The organism is Amycolatopsis sp. NPDC049252 (genome assembly GCF_043197175.1).
Classification (GTDB): Bacteria; Actinomycetota; Actinomycetes; order Mycobacteriales; family Pseudonocardiaceae; genus Amycolatopsis.
Map to the genome: position 1 here is coordinate 1 of NZ_JBICSQ010000041.1, position 17,541 is coordinate 17,541.

Annotated in this window: 19 protein-coding genes; 12 read left to right on the top strand and 7 right to left on the bottom strand. The window is 72.7% G+C overall.

Going from position 1 to position 17,541, the window contains the following annotated elements; translation table 11 throughout:
* The 4 genes from ACGFMK_RS31450 to ACGFMK_RS31465 all read left to right on the top strand — a co-directional run.
* A partial coding sequence (locus tag ACGFMK_RS31450; RefSeq protein ID WP_392770830.1) for a DUF6286 domain-containing protein occupies window positions 1–455 on the top strand: 455 nt, incomplete at its 5' end.
* Entirely contained in the window at window positions 452–1,051 is a 600-nt protein-coding gene (gene amaP / locus ACGFMK_RS31455) for an alkaline shock response membrane anchor protein AmaP (RefSeq protein WP_392770832.1), read from the top strand. The genes ACGFMK_RS31450 and amaP, both read left to right, overlap by 4 nt.
* A 26-nt stretch (window positions 1,052–1,077) precedes the next feature.
* Window positions 1,078–2,157: an ATP-dependent DNA ligase gene (locus ACGFMK_RS31460; protein ID WP_392770835.1), complete on the top strand. Its 1,080-nt coding sequence runs from the start codon at window positions 1,078–1,080 to the stop codon at window positions 2,155–2,157.
* 48 nt (window positions 2,158–2,205) lie between these two features.
* Window positions 2,206–3,789 carry an alpha/beta hydrolase gene (locus tag ACGFMK_RS31465; protein WP_392770838.1) on the top strand — a complete coding sequence of 528 codons (1,584 nt, stop codon included), beginning with the start codon at window positions 2,206–2,208 and terminating at the stop codon, window positions 3,787–3,789.
* Window positions 3,790–3,840: 51 nt separating this feature from the next.
* On the opposite strand, the gene ACGFMK_RS31470 is transcribed toward ACGFMK_RS31465, so the two are convergent.
* Window positions 3,841–4,083 (bottom strand): DUF2630 family protein, encoded by a 243-nt coding sequence (locus tag ACGFMK_RS31470; protein ID WP_392770841.1) that lies wholly within the window; start codon window positions 4,081–4,083, stop codon window positions 3,841–3,843.
* Window positions 4,084–4,171: 88 nt separating this feature from the next.
* Between ACGFMK_RS31470 and ACGFMK_RS31475 the strand changes: the two genes are divergently transcribed.
* The gene (locus ACGFMK_RS31475) at window positions 4,172–4,552 is read left to right on the top strand and encodes a thioredoxin family protein (RefSeq protein WP_392770844.1); all 381 of its coding nucleotides are present in this window, start codon (window positions 4,172–4,174) and stop codon (window positions 4,550–4,552) included.
* Between the two features lie 64 nt (window positions 4,553–4,616).
* Here the strand turns inward: ACGFMK_RS31475 and ACGFMK_RS31480 are convergent, their stop codons facing one another.
* Complete coding sequence (locus tag ACGFMK_RS31480) at window positions 4,617–5,546, bottom strand: proline dehydrogenase family protein (RefSeq protein ID WP_392770846.1); 930 nt, start codon at window positions 5,544–5,546, stop codon at window positions 4,617–4,619.
* A 13-nt stretch (window positions 5,547–5,559) separates the two neighbouring features.
* Window positions 5,560–7,188: an L-glutamate gamma-semialdehyde dehydrogenase gene (gene pruA / locus ACGFMK_RS31485; RefSeq protein WP_392770848.1), complete on the bottom strand. Its 1,629-nt coding sequence runs from the start codon at window positions 7,186–7,188 to the stop codon at window positions 5,560–5,562.
* 96 nt (window positions 7,189–7,284) lie between these two features.
* Between pruA and ACGFMK_RS31490 the strand changes: the two genes are divergently transcribed.
* Complete coding sequence (locus ACGFMK_RS31490; protein ID WP_392770850.1) at window positions 7,285–8,856, top strand: PucR family transcriptional regulator; 1,572 nt, start codon at window positions 7,285–7,287, stop codon at window positions 8,854–8,856.
* Window positions 8,857–8,874: 18 nt separating this feature from the next.
* Entirely contained in the window at window positions 8,875–9,429 is a 555-nt protein-coding gene (locus ACGFMK_RS31495) for a maleylpyruvate isomerase N-terminal domain-containing protein (RefSeq protein WP_392770853.1), read from the top strand.
* A 45-nt stretch (window positions 9,430–9,474) separates the two neighbouring features.
* On the opposite strand, the gene ACGFMK_RS31500 is transcribed toward ACGFMK_RS31495, so the two are convergent.
* From ACGFMK_RS31500 to ligD, 4 genes are all read right to left on the bottom strand, one after another.
* On the bottom strand, window positions 9,475–9,693 hold the full coding sequence (locus ACGFMK_RS31500) for a S1 RNA-binding domain-containing protein (RefSeq protein ID WP_392770856.1): 219 nt from the start codon (window positions 9,691–9,693) through the stop codon (window positions 9,475–9,477).
* A gap of 258 nt (window positions 9,694–9,951) precedes the next feature.
* Window positions 9,952–10,932 (bottom strand): LLM class flavin-dependent oxidoreductase, encoded by a 981-nt coding sequence (locus tag ACGFMK_RS31505; RefSeq protein ID WP_392770858.1) that lies wholly within the window; start codon window positions 10,930–10,932, stop codon window positions 9,952–9,954.
* 48 nt (window positions 10,933–10,980) lie between these two features.
* Entirely contained in the window at window positions 10,981–11,373 is a 393-nt protein-coding gene (locus tag ACGFMK_RS31510) for a DUF6221 family protein (RefSeq protein ID WP_392770861.1), read from the bottom strand.
* A 257-nt stretch (window positions 11,374–11,630) separates the two neighbouring features.
* Window positions 11,631–12,656 carry a non-homologous end-joining DNA ligase gene (gene ligD, locus ACGFMK_RS31515; protein ID WP_392770864.1) on the bottom strand — a complete coding sequence of 342 codons (1,026 nt, stop codon included), beginning with the start codon at window positions 12,654–12,656 and terminating at the stop codon, window positions 11,631–11,633.
* A 584-nt stretch (window positions 12,657–13,240) separates the two neighbouring features.
* Between ligD and ACGFMK_RS31520 the strand changes: the two genes are divergently transcribed.
* The 5 genes from ACGFMK_RS31520 (at window position 13,241) to ACGFMK_RS31540 (ending at window position 17,520) form a co-directional block, all read left to right on the top strand.
* Window positions 13,241–13,915: a TVP38/TMEM64 family protein gene (locus ACGFMK_RS31520; RefSeq protein WP_392770867.1), complete on the top strand. Its 675-nt coding sequence runs from the start codon at window positions 13,241–13,243 to the stop codon at window positions 13,913–13,915.
* 118 nt (window positions 13,916–14,033) lie between these two features.
* Window positions 14,034–15,695, top strand: coding sequence for a serine/threonine-protein kinase (locus ACGFMK_RS31525; RefSeq protein WP_392771006.1), 1,662 nt, complete (start codon window positions 14,034–14,036; stop codon window positions 15,693–15,695).
* 56 nt (window positions 15,696–15,751) lie between these two features.
* On the top strand, window positions 15,752–16,057 hold the full coding sequence (locus tag ACGFMK_RS31530) for a hypothetical protein (protein ID WP_328458657.1): 306 nt from the start codon (window positions 15,752–15,754) through the stop codon (window positions 16,055–16,057).
* Between the two features lie 19 nt (window positions 16,058–16,076).
* A complete protein-coding gene (msrB, locus tag ACGFMK_RS31535; protein WP_392770870.1) occupies window positions 16,077–16,499 on the top strand; it encodes a peptide-methionine (R)-S-oxide reductase MsrB in 423 nt (140 codons plus the stop codon).
* Window positions 16,500–16,587: 88 nt separating this feature from the next.
* The gene (locus ACGFMK_RS31540; protein WP_392770873.1) at window positions 16,588–17,520 is read left to right on the top strand and encodes a TIGR04222 domain-containing membrane protein; all 933 of its coding nucleotides are present in this window, start codon (window positions 16,588–16,590) and stop codon (window positions 17,518–17,520) included.
* The last annotated feature ends 21 nt before the right edge of the window (window positions 17,521–17,541 follow it).

Below are 17,541 nucleotides of genomic sequence, written 5' to 3' on the forward strand. Positions count from 1 at the left end.
GCTGGCACTGGTGGCGCCCGGGCTCCGGGCCGCTGCTGGTGCCGTGGCCGCGCTGGCAGGCTGATCTCGCGTCCCTGGGCTGGGACGCCTACACCGTGCGCGTCGCCGCCGTCGTGCTGGCCGTCGCGGGCCTGGTGCTGCTGCTGTGCGCGCTGGCGGCCCGGAGCCGCGCGGTCCGGCTGACCGACCCGGCCGACGGCGTGAGCGTCTCGACGTCGCCACGGTCGCTGGCCCGGCTGGTCGGGCTCGTCGTGCGGGCCCAGGACAACGTCGCGGGCGCGACGGTCACCGCCAGTGCCCGGCGGGTCCGGGTGCGCGCGACCAGCAGGCTCGAGACCGAGGGTGAGCTGCGGCCGCGCCTGCTGGAGACCGTGGCCACGCTGCTCGACGACGTCCCGCTGGCGCGGCGGCCGAAGGTCAGCGTCGTCGTCGACTCGCCCAAGGACCGCCGATGAGCAAGTCAGCCGCCACCAAGGCGCTTTCCCGGTCGTACGCGGGCGAACGCGTGCTGACCTTCCTCGTCGGGCTGCTGGCCCTGCTCGGCGGGGCCCTGGCGCTGGTCGTCGGGGCCGGCTGGCTCGGCGAGTTCCGCGGCCGCCGCCCGCTGCTCGACCCGATGGCCGTCGACTGGCTCGGCGGGCACGCCACTCCCGCCCGGATCGCCGCGATCGTGCTCGGCGTGCTCCTGTTCGTGCTGGGCCTGCGCTGGGCGCTGCGGTCGGTGCGCCCGGAACCCCGGCCCGACCTGGACCTCGACACCACCGAGGGTGCCGAGCTGGTGGTCACCGCCGGCGCGATCGCGGGGGCGGTCCAGGCCGACGCCGAGCAGCTCGACGGCGTCAGCCGCGCCCGGGTCCGCGCGGTCGGCTCGCGGACTTCTCCCGCCTTGCGCATCACCCTGTTCCTGCACGAGGGCACCGACCTCAAGGGCGTCTGGGAGGACCTCGACCTCCGCGTGCTGACCAGGGCGCGCGAGTCGCTCGGCGTGGACGTCCTGCCCGCGGCGGTGCGGCTGGAGCTCGACACGAGCCAGGCCAAACGCGTGCGCTGAGCGGCGTTGTTCCGCAGAATGCCGACATGCCCCTACCGCTGCAGCCGCCGCTGAAGCCGATGCTCGCCAAGCCCGCCAAGGCCATCCCGGACTCCGGCGGGCTGCTGTTCGAGCCCAAGTGGGACGGCTTCCGCTGCATCGTGTTCCGCGACGGCGACGAGCTGTACCTGCAGTCGCGCGCGGAGAAGCCGCTCAACCGGTACTTCCCGGAGGCGGTCGCGCGGCTGCTCGAGATCCTGCCGCCGAAGGTCGTGCTCGACGGCGAGCTGGTCGTCGCGCGGGACGGGCGGCTCGACTTCGACGCCCTCACCGAGCGGATTCACCCCGCCGAAAGCCGCATCACGCTGCTGTCGGCCGAGCAGCCCGCCGAGTTCGTCGCGTTCGACCTGCTCGCCCTCGGCGACGAGTCGTTCCTCGACGAACCGACGTCGGCCCGCCGCGAACGCCTGGAGAAGCTGGCCGACGGCCGCATCTCGCTCACCCCGGCGACCACCGACCCGGAAACGGCGCGGCACTGGTTCGAGCTGTTCGAGGGCGCCGGCCTCGACGGCGTCATCGGCAAGCCCCTGGACGAGCCCTACACCCCGGGCAAGCGGGTGCTGTTCAAGTACAAGCACGTGCGCACCGCCGACTGCGTGCTGGCCGGGCTGCGCTGGCACGTCGACGGCGGCCCCGGCGACCTGGTCGGCTCGTTCCTGCTCGGCCTGCACGACGAGGCGGGTGTGCTGCACCACGTCGGCACCGTCGGGTCCTTCCCGAAGGAACGGCGCCGCGAGCTGGCCGAAGAGCTGGCGCCGCTGATCACCGACGGCGAGGACCACCCGTGGGGCGGCCGGGCCACCGGGGTCGCGCAGCGGATCCCCGGCGGGATCACCCGCTGGCGCGCCACCGAGCACGCATGGGTGCCGCTGCGACCCGAGCGGGTCGTCGAGGTCGCCTACGAGAACACCGAGGGCGGCATGCCGTCGCGGTTCCGGCACAACGCGCGGTTCGTGCGGTGGCGCCCCGACCGCGATCCCGCGTCCTGCGACTACGGCCAGCTCGACGAACCGGCCCGCTACGACCTCGACGCCGTGTTCCGCGGCCAGGTGGTGCGCACCCGCTAACCCGCGTCCCACACCGGACGTGGAAAGCTCGAAGGTGCCATTCTTTCGATGAACACCGCCTTGATCTACGTGAGGACTTCGCCCGTGCGCCGCCGCCGTTCCCGTCTCCTGGTCGCGCTGCTCGCCCTGGCCTCGGCCGCGGGCTGCGCCGCGGGGCCGTCGGTGCGCCCGGCGCTGGTGGAGAACGACGGCCCGGCGAAGTCGACCGCGCCCAGCGCCACGCCGTCGGTGCCGCTGCCGCCGCTGGGCGAGCCGCAGTCGTCGTCGCTGAAGTGGTCCGACTGCGACGACGACACCCGCCAGCGGATCGGCACCCCGCCGGTCCCGGACACCCTGCACTTCACCTGCGCCCGCGTGCCGGCGCCGGTCGACGCGCCGAACGAAACCCGCCGCTCGATCCTGCGGCTGCTGGCGCTCAAGGTCGGCGACGGGCCGGTGCCGCTGGTCGTGGTCAACGACGTCGCGGGCGAACCGGGCACGATCCAGGCCGCCCGCCTCGCCGCCACGCTGCCGCCGGCGTTCCTGCGGAAGTTCTCACTGATCGGCCTGGACCGGCGCGGCACCGGGATGTCGGGGGCCGCGCAGTGCGTGCCGGCCGAGATCCGGCACGACCTGATCGACGCCGACCCGGCCCAGGGCGGCCTCGCGGACGTCCTGGACGCCGCGCGCAAGGCCGGCCAGCAGTGCGCCATCGAGCTGGACGACACCCAGACGGCGCTGGACAGCTGGCGCGCCGCGGGCGACCTCGACCAGCTGCGCCAGCAGCTGGGCATGGAGCGGCTCAACGCGCTCGGCCGGGGCGACGGCTCGAAGGTGCTGGCGGACTACGCCGTGCGCTTCCCCGGCCAGGTCGGCCGGATGGTGCTCGACGGCGTCCCCGATCCCGGTCCCGACTCGGCCGCGGTGCTCGACGCCGTCGCCGCCGGCGCCCAGTCCACTTTGGACGCCTTCGCGGCCGACTGCGCGGCCCGGGCGTGCTCGCTCGGTGATCCGAAGGCGGCCCTCGCGACCCTGACCGACCAGCTGCGCCGCACCCCGCCGCCGAACGACGACGGGACCGCGTTCGGCCCGGGCATCGCGATGTTCGCCGTCTACACCGGTCTGGCGCAGCGCTCGCGCTGGGCGGAGCTGGCCGACGCGATCGTGGCGGCGAAGGGCGGGAACATCGCGCCGCTCGCCACGTTCGCCGCGCCGGCGCTGCACGATTCGCGGGCCCAGCCGTCCCGGCTGGACAGCACCATCGCGACGCACTGCAACGACAGCCAGACCCGGCTCTCGGCCGACCAGCTGGACCAGGTCGCCGCCGGCATGCGGGCCAAGTACCCGGAGTTCGGCGCGGTCGTGGCCCAGCAGCTGGCCTGGTGCGGGCCGTGGCCGGTGCGGACCGAGCCGCTGCCCCCGGCGGGCGCCCCGGGCGCGCCGCCGATCCTGGTCACGGCCACCGCGGCCGACCCGGTCACCCCGCAGGTCGGCACCACCCGCGCGGCCGACCAGATGCCGTCCGCGGTGACGCTGACCTGGCAGGGCGCCGGCCACGGCGCGATCGGCACGTCCCCCTGCGTCACCGACGCGGCCAGCGGCTTCCTCGTCGACGGCAAGATCCCCGCCGACGGCACCCTCTGCCCCGCCTGACCGCTCGTGAGTGAGAAACAGTGTCCTAACACTGTTTCTCACTCACGAGCGTCACTGGCGGTAGGACTCGACTTCGGAGACCGGGCGGGCCTGGGCGTCCTCCGGGTTCTCGTGGAACTCGCTTTTCGCGCGCCGCTGGCGGAGGAGGTCCCAGCACTGGTCCAGGGCCTGCTCGACCGTCGTGAGGCGGTCCTTGTCGGTGCCGGTCAGGCCCACGCCCACCGAGCGCGACCGGAGCTCGTGCTCCTCCGCGATCAGTTCGTCGATCCGGCCCAGGATCTCGCTGTCGGCCATCGTGTCCTCCTCGTGCATTGGTTCGTTCGGTAGCAGACGCTACCGCGCGCCCGGGAATTCCCGCCGCGCCCACGTCGTTGACCAGGTCATGAGCACCGTTGAGCTGACCGCCGAGAACTTCGACCAGACCCTCAATGACCACGAGTTCGTCCTCATCGACTTCTGGGCGAGCTGGTGCGGCCCGTGCCGTCAGTTCGCGCCGGTGTACGAGAAGGCGTCGGAGAAGCACGAGGACATCGTGTTCGCGAGCGTCGACACGGAGGCGCAGCAGCAGCTCGCGGCCGCCTTCGACGTCCGTTCGATCCCGACGCTGGCGATCATCCGCGACAAGACCCTGATCTACGCCCAGCCCGGCGCGCTCCCCGAGCCGGCGCTGGAAGCGCTGATCAAGCAGGCGCGTGACGTCGACATGGCCGACCTCAAGCGCAAGGCCGAAGCGGCCGAAGCCGAGGCTTCCGAGCAGGCGTAACGCCGAAAGCCGTGAAGGCCTCCTTACCGGCTCTTATGGCCGGTAAGGAGGCCTTCACGGCTTTTCAGGACCGGGTGGCCAGGCCGCGCAGGAAGAAGCCCAGGTTGGCCGGGCGTTCCGCGAGACGGCGCATGAAGTAGCCGTACCACTCGTCGCCGTAGGGCACGTAGACGCGCATGCGCGAGCCCGAAGCCGCGATCCGCGCCTGCTCCTCCGGGCGGATGCCGTAGAGCATCTGGAACTCGTGGTCGTCCGACGACCGGGTGTTCTCGATCGCCAGCGCGGCGGCGATCTCGATCATCCGCGGGTCGTGCGAGGCGACCATCGGGTAGCCCTGCCCGGCCATCAGGACGCGCAGGCACCGGACGTACGACTTGTCGACGTCGGCCTTGTCCTGGAAGGCGGCCGACTCCGGCTCGGCGTAGGCGCCCTTGCACAGCCGCACCCGCGAACCCGGGCCCGACAGCTCACGGCAGTCCTGCTCGGTGCGCCGCAGGTACGCCTGCAGCACCGCGCCCACCCACGGGTACTCGCCGCGCAGCTCGCGCAGGATGCCGAGCGTCGAGTCCGTGGTGGTGTGGTCCTCCATGTCGAGCGTCACGGTCGCCCCGACCGCGTCCGCCGCGGCACAGATCTTCCGGGCGTTCTCCAGCGCGACGTCCTCGCCGTTCGACGGCAGGAACTGCCCGACGGCCGACAGCTTCACCGAGACGTCGGCACCCTCGGCGAGACCTTCGGACGCCAGGGCCGACAGCACGGCTTCGTAGGCCGCGACCGTCGCCGCCGCCTGCGCGGCGTCGGTAGTGTCCTCGCCCAGGTGGTCGAGGGTGATCCGCCGGCCGTCCGCCGCCAGTTCCCTGGCCACGCGGACGGCGTCGGCGGTCTCGGACCCGGCCACGAAGCGGCGCACCACGGATCGCGTGGCGGGCACCGCTTCGACGAGCCGCCGGATGCCCTTCGAGCGGGCGGCGGCGAGCAACGGGGCACGCAGCATGACGGAACCCTCCTCAGCCCTGGTGGGGGTAGCGGACGCTGGTCGGCGGGACGAACGTCTCCTTGATGGAGCGGGGGCTCGTCCAGCGCTGCAGGTTGAAGATCGAGCCGGCCTTGTCGTTGGTGCCCGAGGCCCGCGCGCCGCCGAAGGGCTGCTGGCCGACGACGGCACCGGTCGGCTTGTCGTTGACGTAGAAGTTGCCGGCGGCGAACCGCAGCGCCTCCGACGCCTTCGCCACGGCCGTGCGGTCGTTGGCGATGATCGCGCCGGTCAGCGCGTACGCGGCCGTCTCGTCCACGAGCTTGAGCACCGCGTCGAAGTCGCCGTCTTCGTAGACGTGCACCGACAGGATCGGGCCGAAGTACTCGGTCGAGAAGATCTCGTGCTTCGGGTTGTCCGAGACGAGGATCGTCGGCTGGACGAAGAAGCCGTCGGTGTCGTCGGCCGTGCCGCCGGTGAGGATCTCCACCGAGGCGTCGTCCTTCACGCGGCCGAACAGCTCCGCGTGCTTGGTGAACGCGCGCCGGTCGATTACCGCGCCGCCGAAGTGCGACAGGTCGGTGACGTCGCCGTAGGAGAGGGCCTCGGTCTCGGAGACGAGACCGTCTTTCACCTGGTTCCAGACGCTGCGCGGGATGTACGCCCGCGAAGCCGCGGAGCACTTCTGGCCCTGGTACTCGAAGGCGCCGCGGACGAGCGCGGTGCGCAGGACGTCGACGTCGGCCGACGGGTGCGCGAGCACGAAGTCCTTGCCGCCGGTCTCGCCGACCAGACGCGGGTAGCCGCGGTACCCGGCGATGTTGGCGCCGATCGTGCCCCACAGGTGCTGGAACGTCGCGGTCGAGCCGGTGAAGTGGACGCCGGCCAGGTCGCGGTGGGTCAGCGCGACCTCGGAGACGGCCTTGCCGTCACCCGGCAGCAGGTTGATGACACCCGCCGGCAGGCCGGCCTCTTCGAGCAGCCGCATGGTCAGGTGCGCGGCGAACGACTGCGTCGGCGACGGCTTCCACAGCACCGTGTTGCCCATCAGCGCGGGCGCGGTCGGCAGGTTGCCGGCGATCGCGGTGAAGTTGAACGGCGTGATCGCGTAGACGAAGCCTTCCAGCGGCCGGTGCTCCAGGCGGTTCCACACACCCGGCGAGCTGATCGGCTGCTCGGTCAGCACGCGGCGGCCGAACTCGACGTTGAAGCGCCAGAAGTCGGCGAGCTCGCAGGCGGCGTCGATCTCGGCCTGGGTCGCGGTCTTGGACTGGCCGAGCATGGTGGCGGCGTTGAGCGTGGCGCGCCACGGGCCGGTCAGCAGGTCGGCCGCGCGCAGCAGGATCGCGGCCCGGTCGTCGTAGGACAGCCCGCGCCACTCCGGCGCGACCTTCGCGGCGGCGGCGATGGCGTCGGTCGCGTCCTGCTGGGCCGCGCTGTGGATGGTGCCCAGCACGTGGCGGTGGTTGTGCGGCTGGACGACCTCGATCTTCTCGCCGCCGCCGGGGCGCTGCTCGCCCCCGACGGTGACCGTGAGGTCGACGGGTTCCGCCTGGCCCAGCCGCTTGAGCGCACCCTCGAGTTCCGCGCGCTCAGCGCTGCCCGGCGCGTACGTCAGCACCGGCTCGTTCTTCGGGGCGGGGGTCTGGGTCACGGCGTCCACGGCGGCTCCTCTGCAGCGCTGCGCTAAGTCCTGATGCCCCGAACGGTAACCCCGGACACGTGTTCTGGGTTTGTCCGAACAGCTAAAATCACCTCTATGAGCTTGTCCGAACGGCCAACGTCGCTGCGGCACGTGCTCGCCACTCTCGGCGAACCGCTGGTCGAGGTCGTCGTGGCGCCGCACGGCCTGGGCGTGCCGGTCTCGGACGTCGTCATCCTCGACCCCGAAGACCCCCTCGAAGCGAGCCCCGGCGACCTGGTGCTGGTCATCGGCGCGCGCGGACGGGCCGCGGCGCCCGCGATCCGCGCGGCCGGGCGCGGCGGGGCGGCGGCCGTGGCGGTCAAGGGCGGCGGTGGTGCCGAGGTCGCCGCGGACGCCGGCGTCGCCCTGCTCACCGTCGGCGCCGAAGCGCGCTGGGAGCAAGTGGAGTCACTCGCCCGTGGCGTCGTCGAGGCCGCCCGGGCGGGCGGCGAGGCGGCCGGCGGCGAGGTGCTCGGCGACCTGTTCGCGCTGGCGCAGACGATTGCGACGCTCACCGGCGGGCTGGTCAGCATCGAGGACACGGCCAGCCGCGTGCTCGCCTACTCCCGCGCCGGCGACGAGGTGGACGAGCTGCGGCGGCTGTCGATCCTGGGTCGCGAAGGCCCGGAACGCTACCTCGCGCTGCTGCGCGAATGGGGCGTCTACCAGCGGCTACGCGCCGGTGAGGGGATCGTGCGGATCGACGAGCGCCCCGAGCTCGGCATCCGGCGGCGCATCGCGGCGGGCATCCACGCCGGCACGCAGCCGCTCGGCACGATCTGGGTCCAGGAGGGCGCCCAGCCGCTCACCGAGCAGGCCGAGCTGGCGCTGCTCGGCGCGAGCCGCGCACTCGCCCCGCAGCTGATCCGCGCCCGCACCCTGCCCAGCCCCGAGCTGCGGCTGCGCGAGGACCTCCTCGCGAGCCTCCTGGAAGGCAAGCTGGACGCCGAGTCGGTCGCCGACGACATCGGCGCCGACCCGGCGCGGCCGGCCCAGGTGCTGGCGTTCACCTTGGCGCGATCGGACAACCGGCAGCTGCGGCGCGCCGAGCTGGTGCACCTGATCGCCGTGCACACCGCCGCCTACCGGCGCAGCGCGCTGGTGAGCGTGATCGGCGGCCGCGTCTACGCGCTGCTGCCGGACCTGCCCGAGCACTCGGACGCCGCGGTGCTGGCGCTGGCCCGCGAGATCGCCGGCGCGGCCCGCCGGCACCTGGACGTCCCGGTCCGGGCCGCGCTCGGCGGCGTCGTGCCGCGGCTGTCCGACGCGGTCGCCTCGCGCGGGGACGCCGACCGCGTCCTGGCCACGATGGCGCGTGGGCACTGGCCGTCCGACGTCGCGTCGCTGGCCGACGTCCGCGCCGAGGTGCTGCTGTCGGAGGTGCTGGCCTACCTCGGCGACCAGCCGCGGATCCGCGACCCGCGGCTGACGTCGCTGGTGGAGCACGACGCCGAGCACGGCGGCATCCTCGTGCCCGCGGTGCTGGCCTGGCTCGACGCGTTCGGCGACGTCCGCGCGGCCGCGTCGGCCCTGAACATCCACCCCAACACCGTGCGGTACCGCGTCCGGCGCGCCGCCGAAGTGTCCGAAGTGGACTTCGGCGACCCGGCCCAGCGGATCCTCACCCAGCTGCAGCTGCGGCTGTGAATCGCTACCTTGGCCGCCGTGGATCTCTTCTCGCGTTCGTGGACGGCGTTGCGTAAGACGGTCGCCGCCCTGCCGGACGAGGACTTCGCGAAACCGTCGGGCTGCCGGGGCTGGCTGGTGCGTGACCTGGTGTGCCACCTGGTCATCGACGCGCAGGACGTGCTGATCACCCTCGTCACGCCGTCCGAGGCGGAGCCCACCGCCGACGCGATCACCTACTGGAAGGTCGCGGAAACCCCGCCGACCGGCGACGACCCCCTGGACGCGCTGATCGTCCGGCTCGCCGCCGCGTACGAGGATCCGGCGCTGCTGAAGGTCCTCACCGCGGGCGACTACCTGTCCGCGTACGTTCTGGAGTGGACGCTGCACCACCTGGACCTCCCGGGCGAGGTTCGGCCGCCGGGCCTGGCCCACACGCGCGAGATGCTGGAGAAGATCGCCGGGGCGGCGTTCCCCGCATCGTTCACCGACACCGACGTCCTGCTGGTCGGCACCGGCCGCCGCGCCCCGACGGAGGCCGAGACGGCGGCGCTGGGCGACCTCGCGGCCCGCCTGCCGTTCGTGCTCGGGTGATCGCCGCGCGGACCGGGCAGGGCGCCCTGCCCGGTCCGTCTGCGGCTAGGCCCTCACCAGGCTGAACCGGCGGCGGCCGGCGTCGATCCGCTCGACGCGGACCGGCAGCCGGGTGCCGAGCCCCGGCGGGCCGTCGGTCACCAGCAGGCCGTGCAGCCCGGGCGCGACCTCGACGAACGCGCCGAACGGCAGCACCTTCACGACCACGCCGTCGAGCACGTCGCCCTCGGCGAAGCCGGACAGGCTCTCTTCGGTACGGGACATGCGATTTCACCTCCTTCCCGCGCACGTTCCGATGGACGGAAGACGTGCGGGAGGCGGGCCACGCGCCCGCCCGGAGGTCAGGACGTGGCCGGGTAACCCGTCTGCTCACGGCTCATGGCCGACCCGGCAGTCATGAGGCAACGGTACCGCCGAATCACCGCGCCACACCAGGGGTAATAGTCCGACGCATTATGTCGGCACCCGGATATTGATTCACCGACCTGATGTCCGGCGAATTCGTCGACAGGTCACCGGAATTCAGGCGGGAACGCGAAGATTCGCCAACTCGGCGAGAGCGGCGAACGAATCCGAGCGCGCGGACCGGTCGTAAGCCGCCGTCGTCGCGAGGACCTCGTCGGCGCCCGTGGTCTCGACCAGTGCGCCGAGCCGGTCGCCGACTTCGGCCGGCGTGCCGGAGATCTGGCCGTCCAGGGTGTCCTCGAGGCGCCTGCGCTCGCGCTCGGTCATCGGCAGCGCCAGGACCTCGGCGGGCGGGGACAGGGGCGGGAAGACGCCGTGGGAGCGGGAATGGACCGTCGCCCAGGCCTCCGAGACGAGCAGGCGCCGGGCCTCGGCCGCCGACTCCGCGACGGCGATGGCCGTCGAGACCACGACGTACGGCTCCCCCGCCCATTCGGACGGCCGGAACCCGTCGCGGTAGCGCGTCACGGCCTCCTCGAGCGCCTGCTCGCCGCGCACCGGCGCGATCACCAGCGGCAGCCCGAGCTCAGCGGCGAGGTCCGCGCCGGAGCCGGTGGCCAGCAGGAACGGCGGTACGCGCAGCCCTTCGGCCGGGTAAGCGTGGACGCCGGGGTAACCGTGGTCGCCGGTGAAGAACCCGAGCAGCTCCCGCACCTGCGCGCCGAAGCCGTCGGCGGCTTCCTTGCCGTGCCCGAGCGCCTCGCGGACCCCGCCGGTGAAGCCGACCGAGCGGCCCAGCCCCATGTCGATCCGGCCCGGGTGCAGCGCCTCCAGCACGCCGAACTGCTCGGCGACGACCAGCGGCCGGTGGTTCGGCAGCATCACGCCGCCGGTGCCGACGCGGATGGTCGACGTCGCCCCGGCGACGGCCGCGGCCAGCACGGTGGGCGCGGACCCGGCGACGCCGGGCACGCCGTGGTGCTCGGACACCCAGAACCGGTGGTAGCCCAGCGCTTCGACACCGACGGCGAACGCGACGGTGTCCCGCAGCGCCCGCGCCGGGGTGCTGCCGCGCCGCACGGGCGAACGGTCGAGCACGGAGAGCCTCACCCCGGGTGCAACGCCCGGCGCGCGCCGGGATTCCCGTCAGGGGCGCCAGCGCTCGCTGTAGTCCGAATGGTCGGCGTAGGGCAGGGCCAGCAGGCGCAGCGTGAGGCACCAGTTCGAGCCGGCCTCGTCGGCGGGCACGTGGCAGGTCTCACACCAGTATTCGCTGCCGTAGAGCGGAAACCCGGGGACCTTCTCGGACACCGTGGTGCGGTGGGCGAGCAGGATCCGCCGCGTCGCCTCGATTTCGTTGATCATCTGGTTGACCACGTCGAGCTCGAGGTCGACCAGCCCGCGGATCCGCTGCTCCACGGCGACCTTCGTCTCCCCGCGGTTCATCGACTCGCCGGCCTTGGCCTTGTTGACGGCCTGCATGATCAGCGCCTGCCGCGCACCCACGCGTGCGGCGAGGAATGCGATCAGGTCGTCCACGAAGGACCTCCCACTCGTCGAACCCGCCCCCGGCATTGTCCCGGGGAGTCGTCGATTCGGGACCGCACGTTACGCCGTCGGCGACCATGATCGTGACGCCGAACTCGGCTGTGCAACATTTGTGACCCGAAAGGCGACAGCACGCGCTTGGATGATCACTCCGCGTTTTCCGTGGGCCGGGAACGATAAAGCCTTTGACGACTTTTCCCGGTCACGGGTGATCCACGGCACCTCCGTGGTCTGGCCCACTCCCGAAGTCAGGCCTCCGGCTCCGGGCGGGCCTTGCTCGGCTGGACCCGCTTCGGCTCCCCCGGCATCTTCGGGTAGTCCGGCGGATAGGGCATGTCGCCGAGGCCGTGGTCGCGCTCGTCGCGGTCGTACCACTCCAGCGCCGTCTCCAGGCCGAACGCCTTGTCGTCCATGCGGGCGTGGAGGTCGCCGTGCTCGGCCAGGAAGTCCGGGACGGTCAGGACGTCGAAGTCGTCCGCGTCGACCTCGGACAGGAGGTCCCAGGTCAGGGGCGTGGAGACGGTCGCGCGCGGGGTGCCGCGGACCGACCAGCTGGACGCGACCGTGCGGTCGCGGGCCGCCTGGTTGTAGTCGAGGAAGACGCGGCCGCCGCGCTCCTCCTTCCACCAGGCGATCGTCGCCTTGTCCGGGATCCGGCGCTCGACCTCGCGGCCCAGCGCGATCACCGCGTGCCGCACCTGGACGAAGTCCCACTCCGGCCGGATCCGGACCAGTACGTGCACTCCCCGCCCGCCCGAGGTCTTCGGGTAGCCGGTCAGCCCGGCGGACTCCAGCACCTCGCGCACGACCTGCGCGACCTCGACGGCGTCGGCGAACCCGGCCCGGTCCGGCGGGTCGACGTCGATCCGCAGCTCGTCCGGGTGGTCGACGTCCGGGCGGCGCACCGGCCACGGGTGGAAGTCGAACGTGCCGAGGTTGGCCGCCCACGCGAACACGCCGACCTCGGTCGGGCACACCTCGGCGGCCTTGCGCCCCGACGGGAAGGTGATCTCGGCGGTCTCCACCCACTCCGGCGCGCCCTTCGGCAGGCGCTTGGCGTAGAACCACTCCCCCTCGACCCCGTCGACGTAGCGCTTGAGGGTGGTCGGCCGTTCGCCGATCGCGCGCAGCAGCGGCTCGCCGACGGCCAGGTAGTACTCGACGACCTGGCGCTTGGTGATGCCACGCTGCGGGAAGTACACCTTGTCCGGGCTGGAGACGCGGACGCTGCGCCCGCCCACCTCGTAGGTCACCGGGTCACCGTGCTTGGGCATGCGGCCACGCTAGCGGTGATCGCGGCGCCCGGCCCCCGCGAAAGTGCCCCGGCCGCCGATTTGCGGGCGTCGACCGCAGGTTCGCGGACATCCGCGACGGACAAGGCACACGACGCCGCGGGCCGAGCCACCCGCTACCTCCGGGGGATCGACGCCGGCGGCCAAGGCACGGCGCGTGCCGCCAGACCCCCGGCGATCGTGCGAGGCACCGGCCGAGGCATGGCCATCCGGCGGATGGCCACAGCCGGGCCAAGCCACACGGCAACCGCGCGAGGCGGGCCCAAGGCAAAGACATCCGGGCGAACGACCACAGCCAGCCGAGCTGCGGCACACCCTGCAGCAAACCCGCCCGAGGCGAAGCCAGCCGGCTCGCCTCCGGCGCATCCCGGCCAAACCCAGCCCATCGCCGTCAAGACCCCGGCCACCACAGGAGGTCACGGCCCGAACCGCGGCCCTCACCTCGTCCGCCAAACACGACACCCCGACCAAAGCGCGGCGAAGACCCCCGCAACCCCGCGGAGCGCCAACCCGAAGCCCGGCACGCGCCGCGAAGCTCCACCGCCCAGCCCGGTACCGTTGAGCGAGTGTCCGGCCGCACCAAACTGATCGTCGCGCTCGCCGTGCTTGCCCTGTTCGTGGCGGCCGCGGTGCTGTTGCCGATCCCCGGGCCCGCCGATCTGCGCGCCTGGGCCGCGGCCACCGGGCCCGCCACCCCGGTCATGCTGCTCGTCGCCTACTCGCTGCTCACCGTGGTGCCGATCCCGCGCACCGTGTTCAACCTGGCGGCCGGGCTGCTGGTGGGCACCACAGCCGGCATCGCGATCGGCCTGGTCGCCACCACCATCGCGGCCGGGCTGTCGTTCGGGCTGGCCCGGCTGCTGGGGCGGGACCTCGTCACGCGGCACCTGCACCGCTCGTCGGTGCGGGCGGTCAACGATCGGCTCTCCGACGGGGGCGTTCTGGCCATCACGTCGCTGCGGCTCATACCCGTAGTACCTTTCGCGCCCTTCAGTTACCTCTGCGGGGTGTCGTCCGTACGGCTGACCCCGTATCTGGCGGGTACGCTGCTGGGCAGCGTGCCCGGCACCGTCGCGGTGGTCGTGCTCGGGGACGCCTTGACCGGCGACACGCCGCCCGCGCTGCTCGCCTGTTACGGCGTCTTCGCGCTGGTCGGCGCGATCGGGCTGGTCAGGGTGTTCCGGAAGCGGGCGCCGGTGACACCGGTACCCGAACCGGAGCCCGCCGGTCCGGCTGGCTGACGCGAACAGCACACGGCCGACCGCTACACTCGATCGGGTGCGCGAACCGGAAACGCGCTGAGCAGGGCCACCATCACCGGGAATTTCGTCAGGAGCAGTCGCCATCGACACCGGTCAGCTGATCGCGGGGCACTACCGCCTCGTCGAGCACATCGGAAGCGGTGCCATGGGAGTCGTGTGGCGCGCGACCGACGTGCGCCTCGAGCGCACCGTGGCGATCAAGCAGATCCTGCCCCAGCCGGGCGTCTCCGAGACCGAGCGCGACAACATGCGCCAGCGCGCGATGCGCGAGGCGAAGAACGCCGCCCGGTTCCAGCACCCGAACGCGATCGTGGTGTTCGACATCGCCGAGCACAACGGCGACCCGTGCCTGGTGATGGAGTACCTGAACGGGCCGAGCCTCTCCACGATCCTCTCCGAGGAGGGCACGCTGCCCCTCGGCCGGATCGCCCGGATCGGCGAGCAGGTGGCCTCCGCACTGGTCGCCGCGCACCGCGCCGGGATCGTCCACCGCGACGTCAAGCCCGGCAACATCCTCATCGACGAGACCGGCACCGCGAAGATCACCGACTTCGGCATCTCGCGCGCGGCCGGCGACATGACGCTGACGGCGACCGGCCTGATCGGCGGCACGCCCGCCTACCTCGCGCCCGAGCTGGCGCGCGGCGCCGACCCGGTGCCCAGCTCCGACGTCTTCGCCCTCGGCGCGACGCTCTACCAGGCCATCGAGGGCACCACGCCGTACGGCAACACGACCAACCAGCTCGCGCTGCTCTACGCGGCGGCGAACGGCCAGATCAACCCGCCGGTGCAGGCGGGCGGGGCCACCGCGCTGCTGATGAGCCTGCTGCGCAGCGAACCGGGCGAGCGGCCGTCCATGGCCGAGGCCCGCGAGCGGCTGGCCGCGCTGGCCCGGACCGAGCCCGGCGGCATGTCGGCGTCACCGCCGCTGCTCTCGGGTGGCGGCGGCCGCAAGCCCGCCACTCCCCCCGCCGACAGTGGCGACCGCCCGCCGTGGCAGCGGAGCGACCAGAAGGCGCCGTCGTCGCCGCCGGTCGGCACGCCGCTGCCGGCGGCCAAGGCCCCGGCCAACCCGCCGCGCCCGACCGCCGCGTTCATGCCGATGCGGTCCCCGGCCGCGCCGCCGAACACCCCGCCCAGGCCGATGCCCGCGGCTTCGCCGCCGTCGGCCCGGGCGCCCCAGTACTCGTCGGACACGGCCAAGCCGGACAACAAGCGCAAGTACGCGATCTTCGCCGGCGCGGGCGCCGCGGTGATCGTGGTCGCGGTGATCATCTTCGTGATGGTGAACTCCGGCGGCGGCAACACGGGCGGCAACGAGATCGCGCAGTCGCCGGGCGCCGCGAGCAGCGCACCCGGCACCGCGCCGAAGAGCACCGGTGCCCCGAGCAGCAACTCGAACGCGTCCGCCCCGCTGGGCCAGACCAAGACCGAGAGCCGGATCACGAACTACGGTTCGGCCGGCAACCTGATCATCAACTACTTCGGCGACCCGGCGAGCCACTGGAACCAGCTCACCCCGGCCGCTCAGGCGGTTTACGGCGACGAGCAGAAGTACCAGGACTACTGGGCGCAAAACAAGAAGAACCTCGGCCTGGTCAACACCGCGCGCGCCGACTCGGGCGGCAACGAGGCCGACGGCTCGCTCGTCATGAACGTCAACGTCGCGGGCGGGCGCCCCGGCTACCGGCTGGTCAACGTCGGCGGCCAGATCCTGATCGACGCCGACACGAGGATCAGTGGCTCGGGAGCCCGGTAGTGAGACTTAACGCGTCACTGGTGGGCTGAGCGGGCCCGATGGCCTACCGTGGTGTTATGGCCGAGAGCGGAGCTTCGCCGCCGGGCGGGAACCCTCGCTTCCACGAGGACCTGGTCGGGCTGGACCCGTTTGACCCGGAGGCGCGCGCGTTCGCCGAGCACCTCGACCGGATCGAGCGATCCGGTCCCAACTACACCATCGAGGCCGCTCTCGACGGCGTCGCCGATTTCGCCGACTCCAGCAACCGCCTCGGCGGGCTGCGCTACTGGGTGTCGGCCCTGATCGTGGTGCTCATCGTCCTCGGCGTGATAGTCGCCGCATGGGACATCGTGGTGCACGCCCTGGCGTGGCTCGCGGCGTAGTCTGGATCGGGTGAAAGGTATGAAACCCGTTGTCGGCGCCACCCCACGCGTAGTGAAGTCCGAGCAGGAATGGCGGGCGGAGCTGGGCCCGGAGGAGTACGCCGTGCTCCGCCAGGCCGGCACCGAACGGCCGTTCACCGGTGAGTACACCGACACCAAGACGACCGGCGTCTATGAATGCCGCGCCTGTGGTGCCGAGCTGTTCCGCAGCGACACGAAGTTCGAGAGCCACTGCGGCTGGCCGTCGTTCTACGACCCGGCGGACTCCGACGCCGTCCTCCTCCGCGAAGACCGGACCATGGGCATGAAGCGCATCGAGGTGCTCTGCGGCTCCTGCCACAGCCACCTCGGGCACGTCTTCGAGGGCGAGGGCTACGCGACCCCGACCGACCAGCGCTACTGCATCAACTCGATCTCGCTCAAGCTGGTGCCTCAGGAGTGAGACCGCAGTCCTAAATCCTCCTTAAGCCGGCAACCCTCCGCCCTTCCTCGAACGTAGTCTCCGCACACGGACGAGGGAGGGCGGAGTCATGACCGACACGTGGGGCATTCCCGGACCGCTGTTCACGGGCCTCTACCTGGGCCTGCTGCTCGTTCCCCTGCTCTACGCGGTGGTGCGCACCCGCGCCCTGCAGCGCGGCCACGCGGGCGGGTCACCGCGGAGCGTCGAGGAGCTCGCGCTGCTGACCGGCGGGCCCGACCGCGCCGGCGAAGTCGTCGTCGCGGGTCTGCTGGAGCACCAGCTCGTCCGGATGGACGGCACCGGCCGGCTGCACCGCGTCAAGGGCCGCCCGGCGGACGAACTCGGCCGCCTCGCCGTCGAGCGCGTCGGCAAGACCGGCAGCTCGGCCGACCGGGTGCGCACAGTCGTCTCCCAGCACCCTTCGGTGGTCGAGATGGAGACCGGGCTCGTCGGCCGCGGTCTGCTCGCCGACACCCGGAAACTGCGGCTGACCTGGGTCACCACGTCGATCGCGTACTGGGTGCTGTTCGTGCTCGGCGTCGCGCGGCTGATCGCCGGGTCGAGCACCGGCCACGCCGTCGGCTACCTGCTCGGGCTGCTGGTGCTGAACGTCGTCGCGGTCGTCGTCGGCACCGTGCGGGCCGCGAACGCGCCCGAGGCGAAGGCCACCGCCGCCGGACGGGCAGCCGTCGAAGCGGCCCGCCGGGCCGGCACGCTGGTGGCCGGCGCGACCGGCGCCGTCGCGAACGGTGGCCTCGCCGCCCACCCGGACAACGACATCCGCGCGGCCGTCAGCCAGTCCCGGCACGCCGCCGCCGAGACCCACGCCCGCCGGGCGAGCCGCTCGCGCTGGGCGAGCGGCGGGGGCGGCGCGGCCGTCGGCTACTACGGTGGCAGTTCCTGCGGCGGCGGCAGCTCGTGCGGCGGGGGCGGCAGCTCCTGCGGGGGCGGCGGTGGCAGCTCCTGCGGAGGCGGTGGCGGCGGGGGTTGCGGCGGTTGAAACGCCGACGCGACCTGCTGC

Coding starts and splice junctions, on each gene's coding strand:
- amaP (WP_392770832.1), top strand. CDS start 452: ATGAGCAAGTCAGCCGCCACCAAGGCGCTTTCCCGGTCGTACGCGGGC.
- ACGFMK_RS31460 (WP_392770835.1), top strand. CDS start 1,078: ATGCCCCTACCGCTGCAGCCGCCGCTGAAGCCGATGCTCGCCAAGCCC.
- ACGFMK_RS31465 (WP_392770838.1), top strand. CDS start 2,206: ATGAACACCGCCTTGATCTACGTGAGGACTTCGCCCGTGCGCCGCCGC.
- ACGFMK_RS31470 (WP_392770841.1), bottom strand. CDS start 4,083: ATGGCCGACAGCGAGATCCTGGGCCGGATCGACGAACTGATCGCGGAG.
- ACGFMK_RS31475 (WP_392770844.1), top strand. CDS start 4,172: ATGAGCACCGTTGAGCTGACCGCCGAGAACTTCGACCAGACCCTCAAT.
- ACGFMK_RS31480 (WP_392770846.1), bottom strand. CDS start 5,546: ATGCTGCGTGCCCCGTTGCTCGCCGCCGCCCGCTCGAAGGGCATCCGG.
- ACGFMK_RS31490 (WP_392770850.1), top strand. CDS start 7,285: ATGAGCTTGTCCGAACGGCCAACGTCGCTGCGGCACGTGCTCGCCACT.
- ACGFMK_RS31500 (WP_392770856.1), bottom strand. CDS start 9,693: ATGTCCCGTACCGAAGAGAGCCTGTCCGGCTTCGCCGAGGGCGACGTG.
- ligD (WP_392770864.1), bottom strand. CDS start 12,656: ATGCCCAAGCACGGTGACCCGGTGACCTACGAGGTGGGCGGGCGCAGC.
- ACGFMK_RS31530 (WP_328458657.1), top strand. CDS start 15,752: ATGGCCGAGAGCGGAGCTTCGCCGCCGGGCGGGAACCCTCGCTTCCAC.
- msrB (WP_392770870.1), top strand. CDS start 16,077: ATGAAACCCGTTGTCGGCGCCACCCCACGCGTAGTGAAGTCCGAGCAG.
- ACGFMK_RS31540 (WP_392770873.1), top strand. CDS start 16,588: ATGACCGACACGTGGGGCATTCCCGGACCGCTGTTCACGGGCCTCTAC.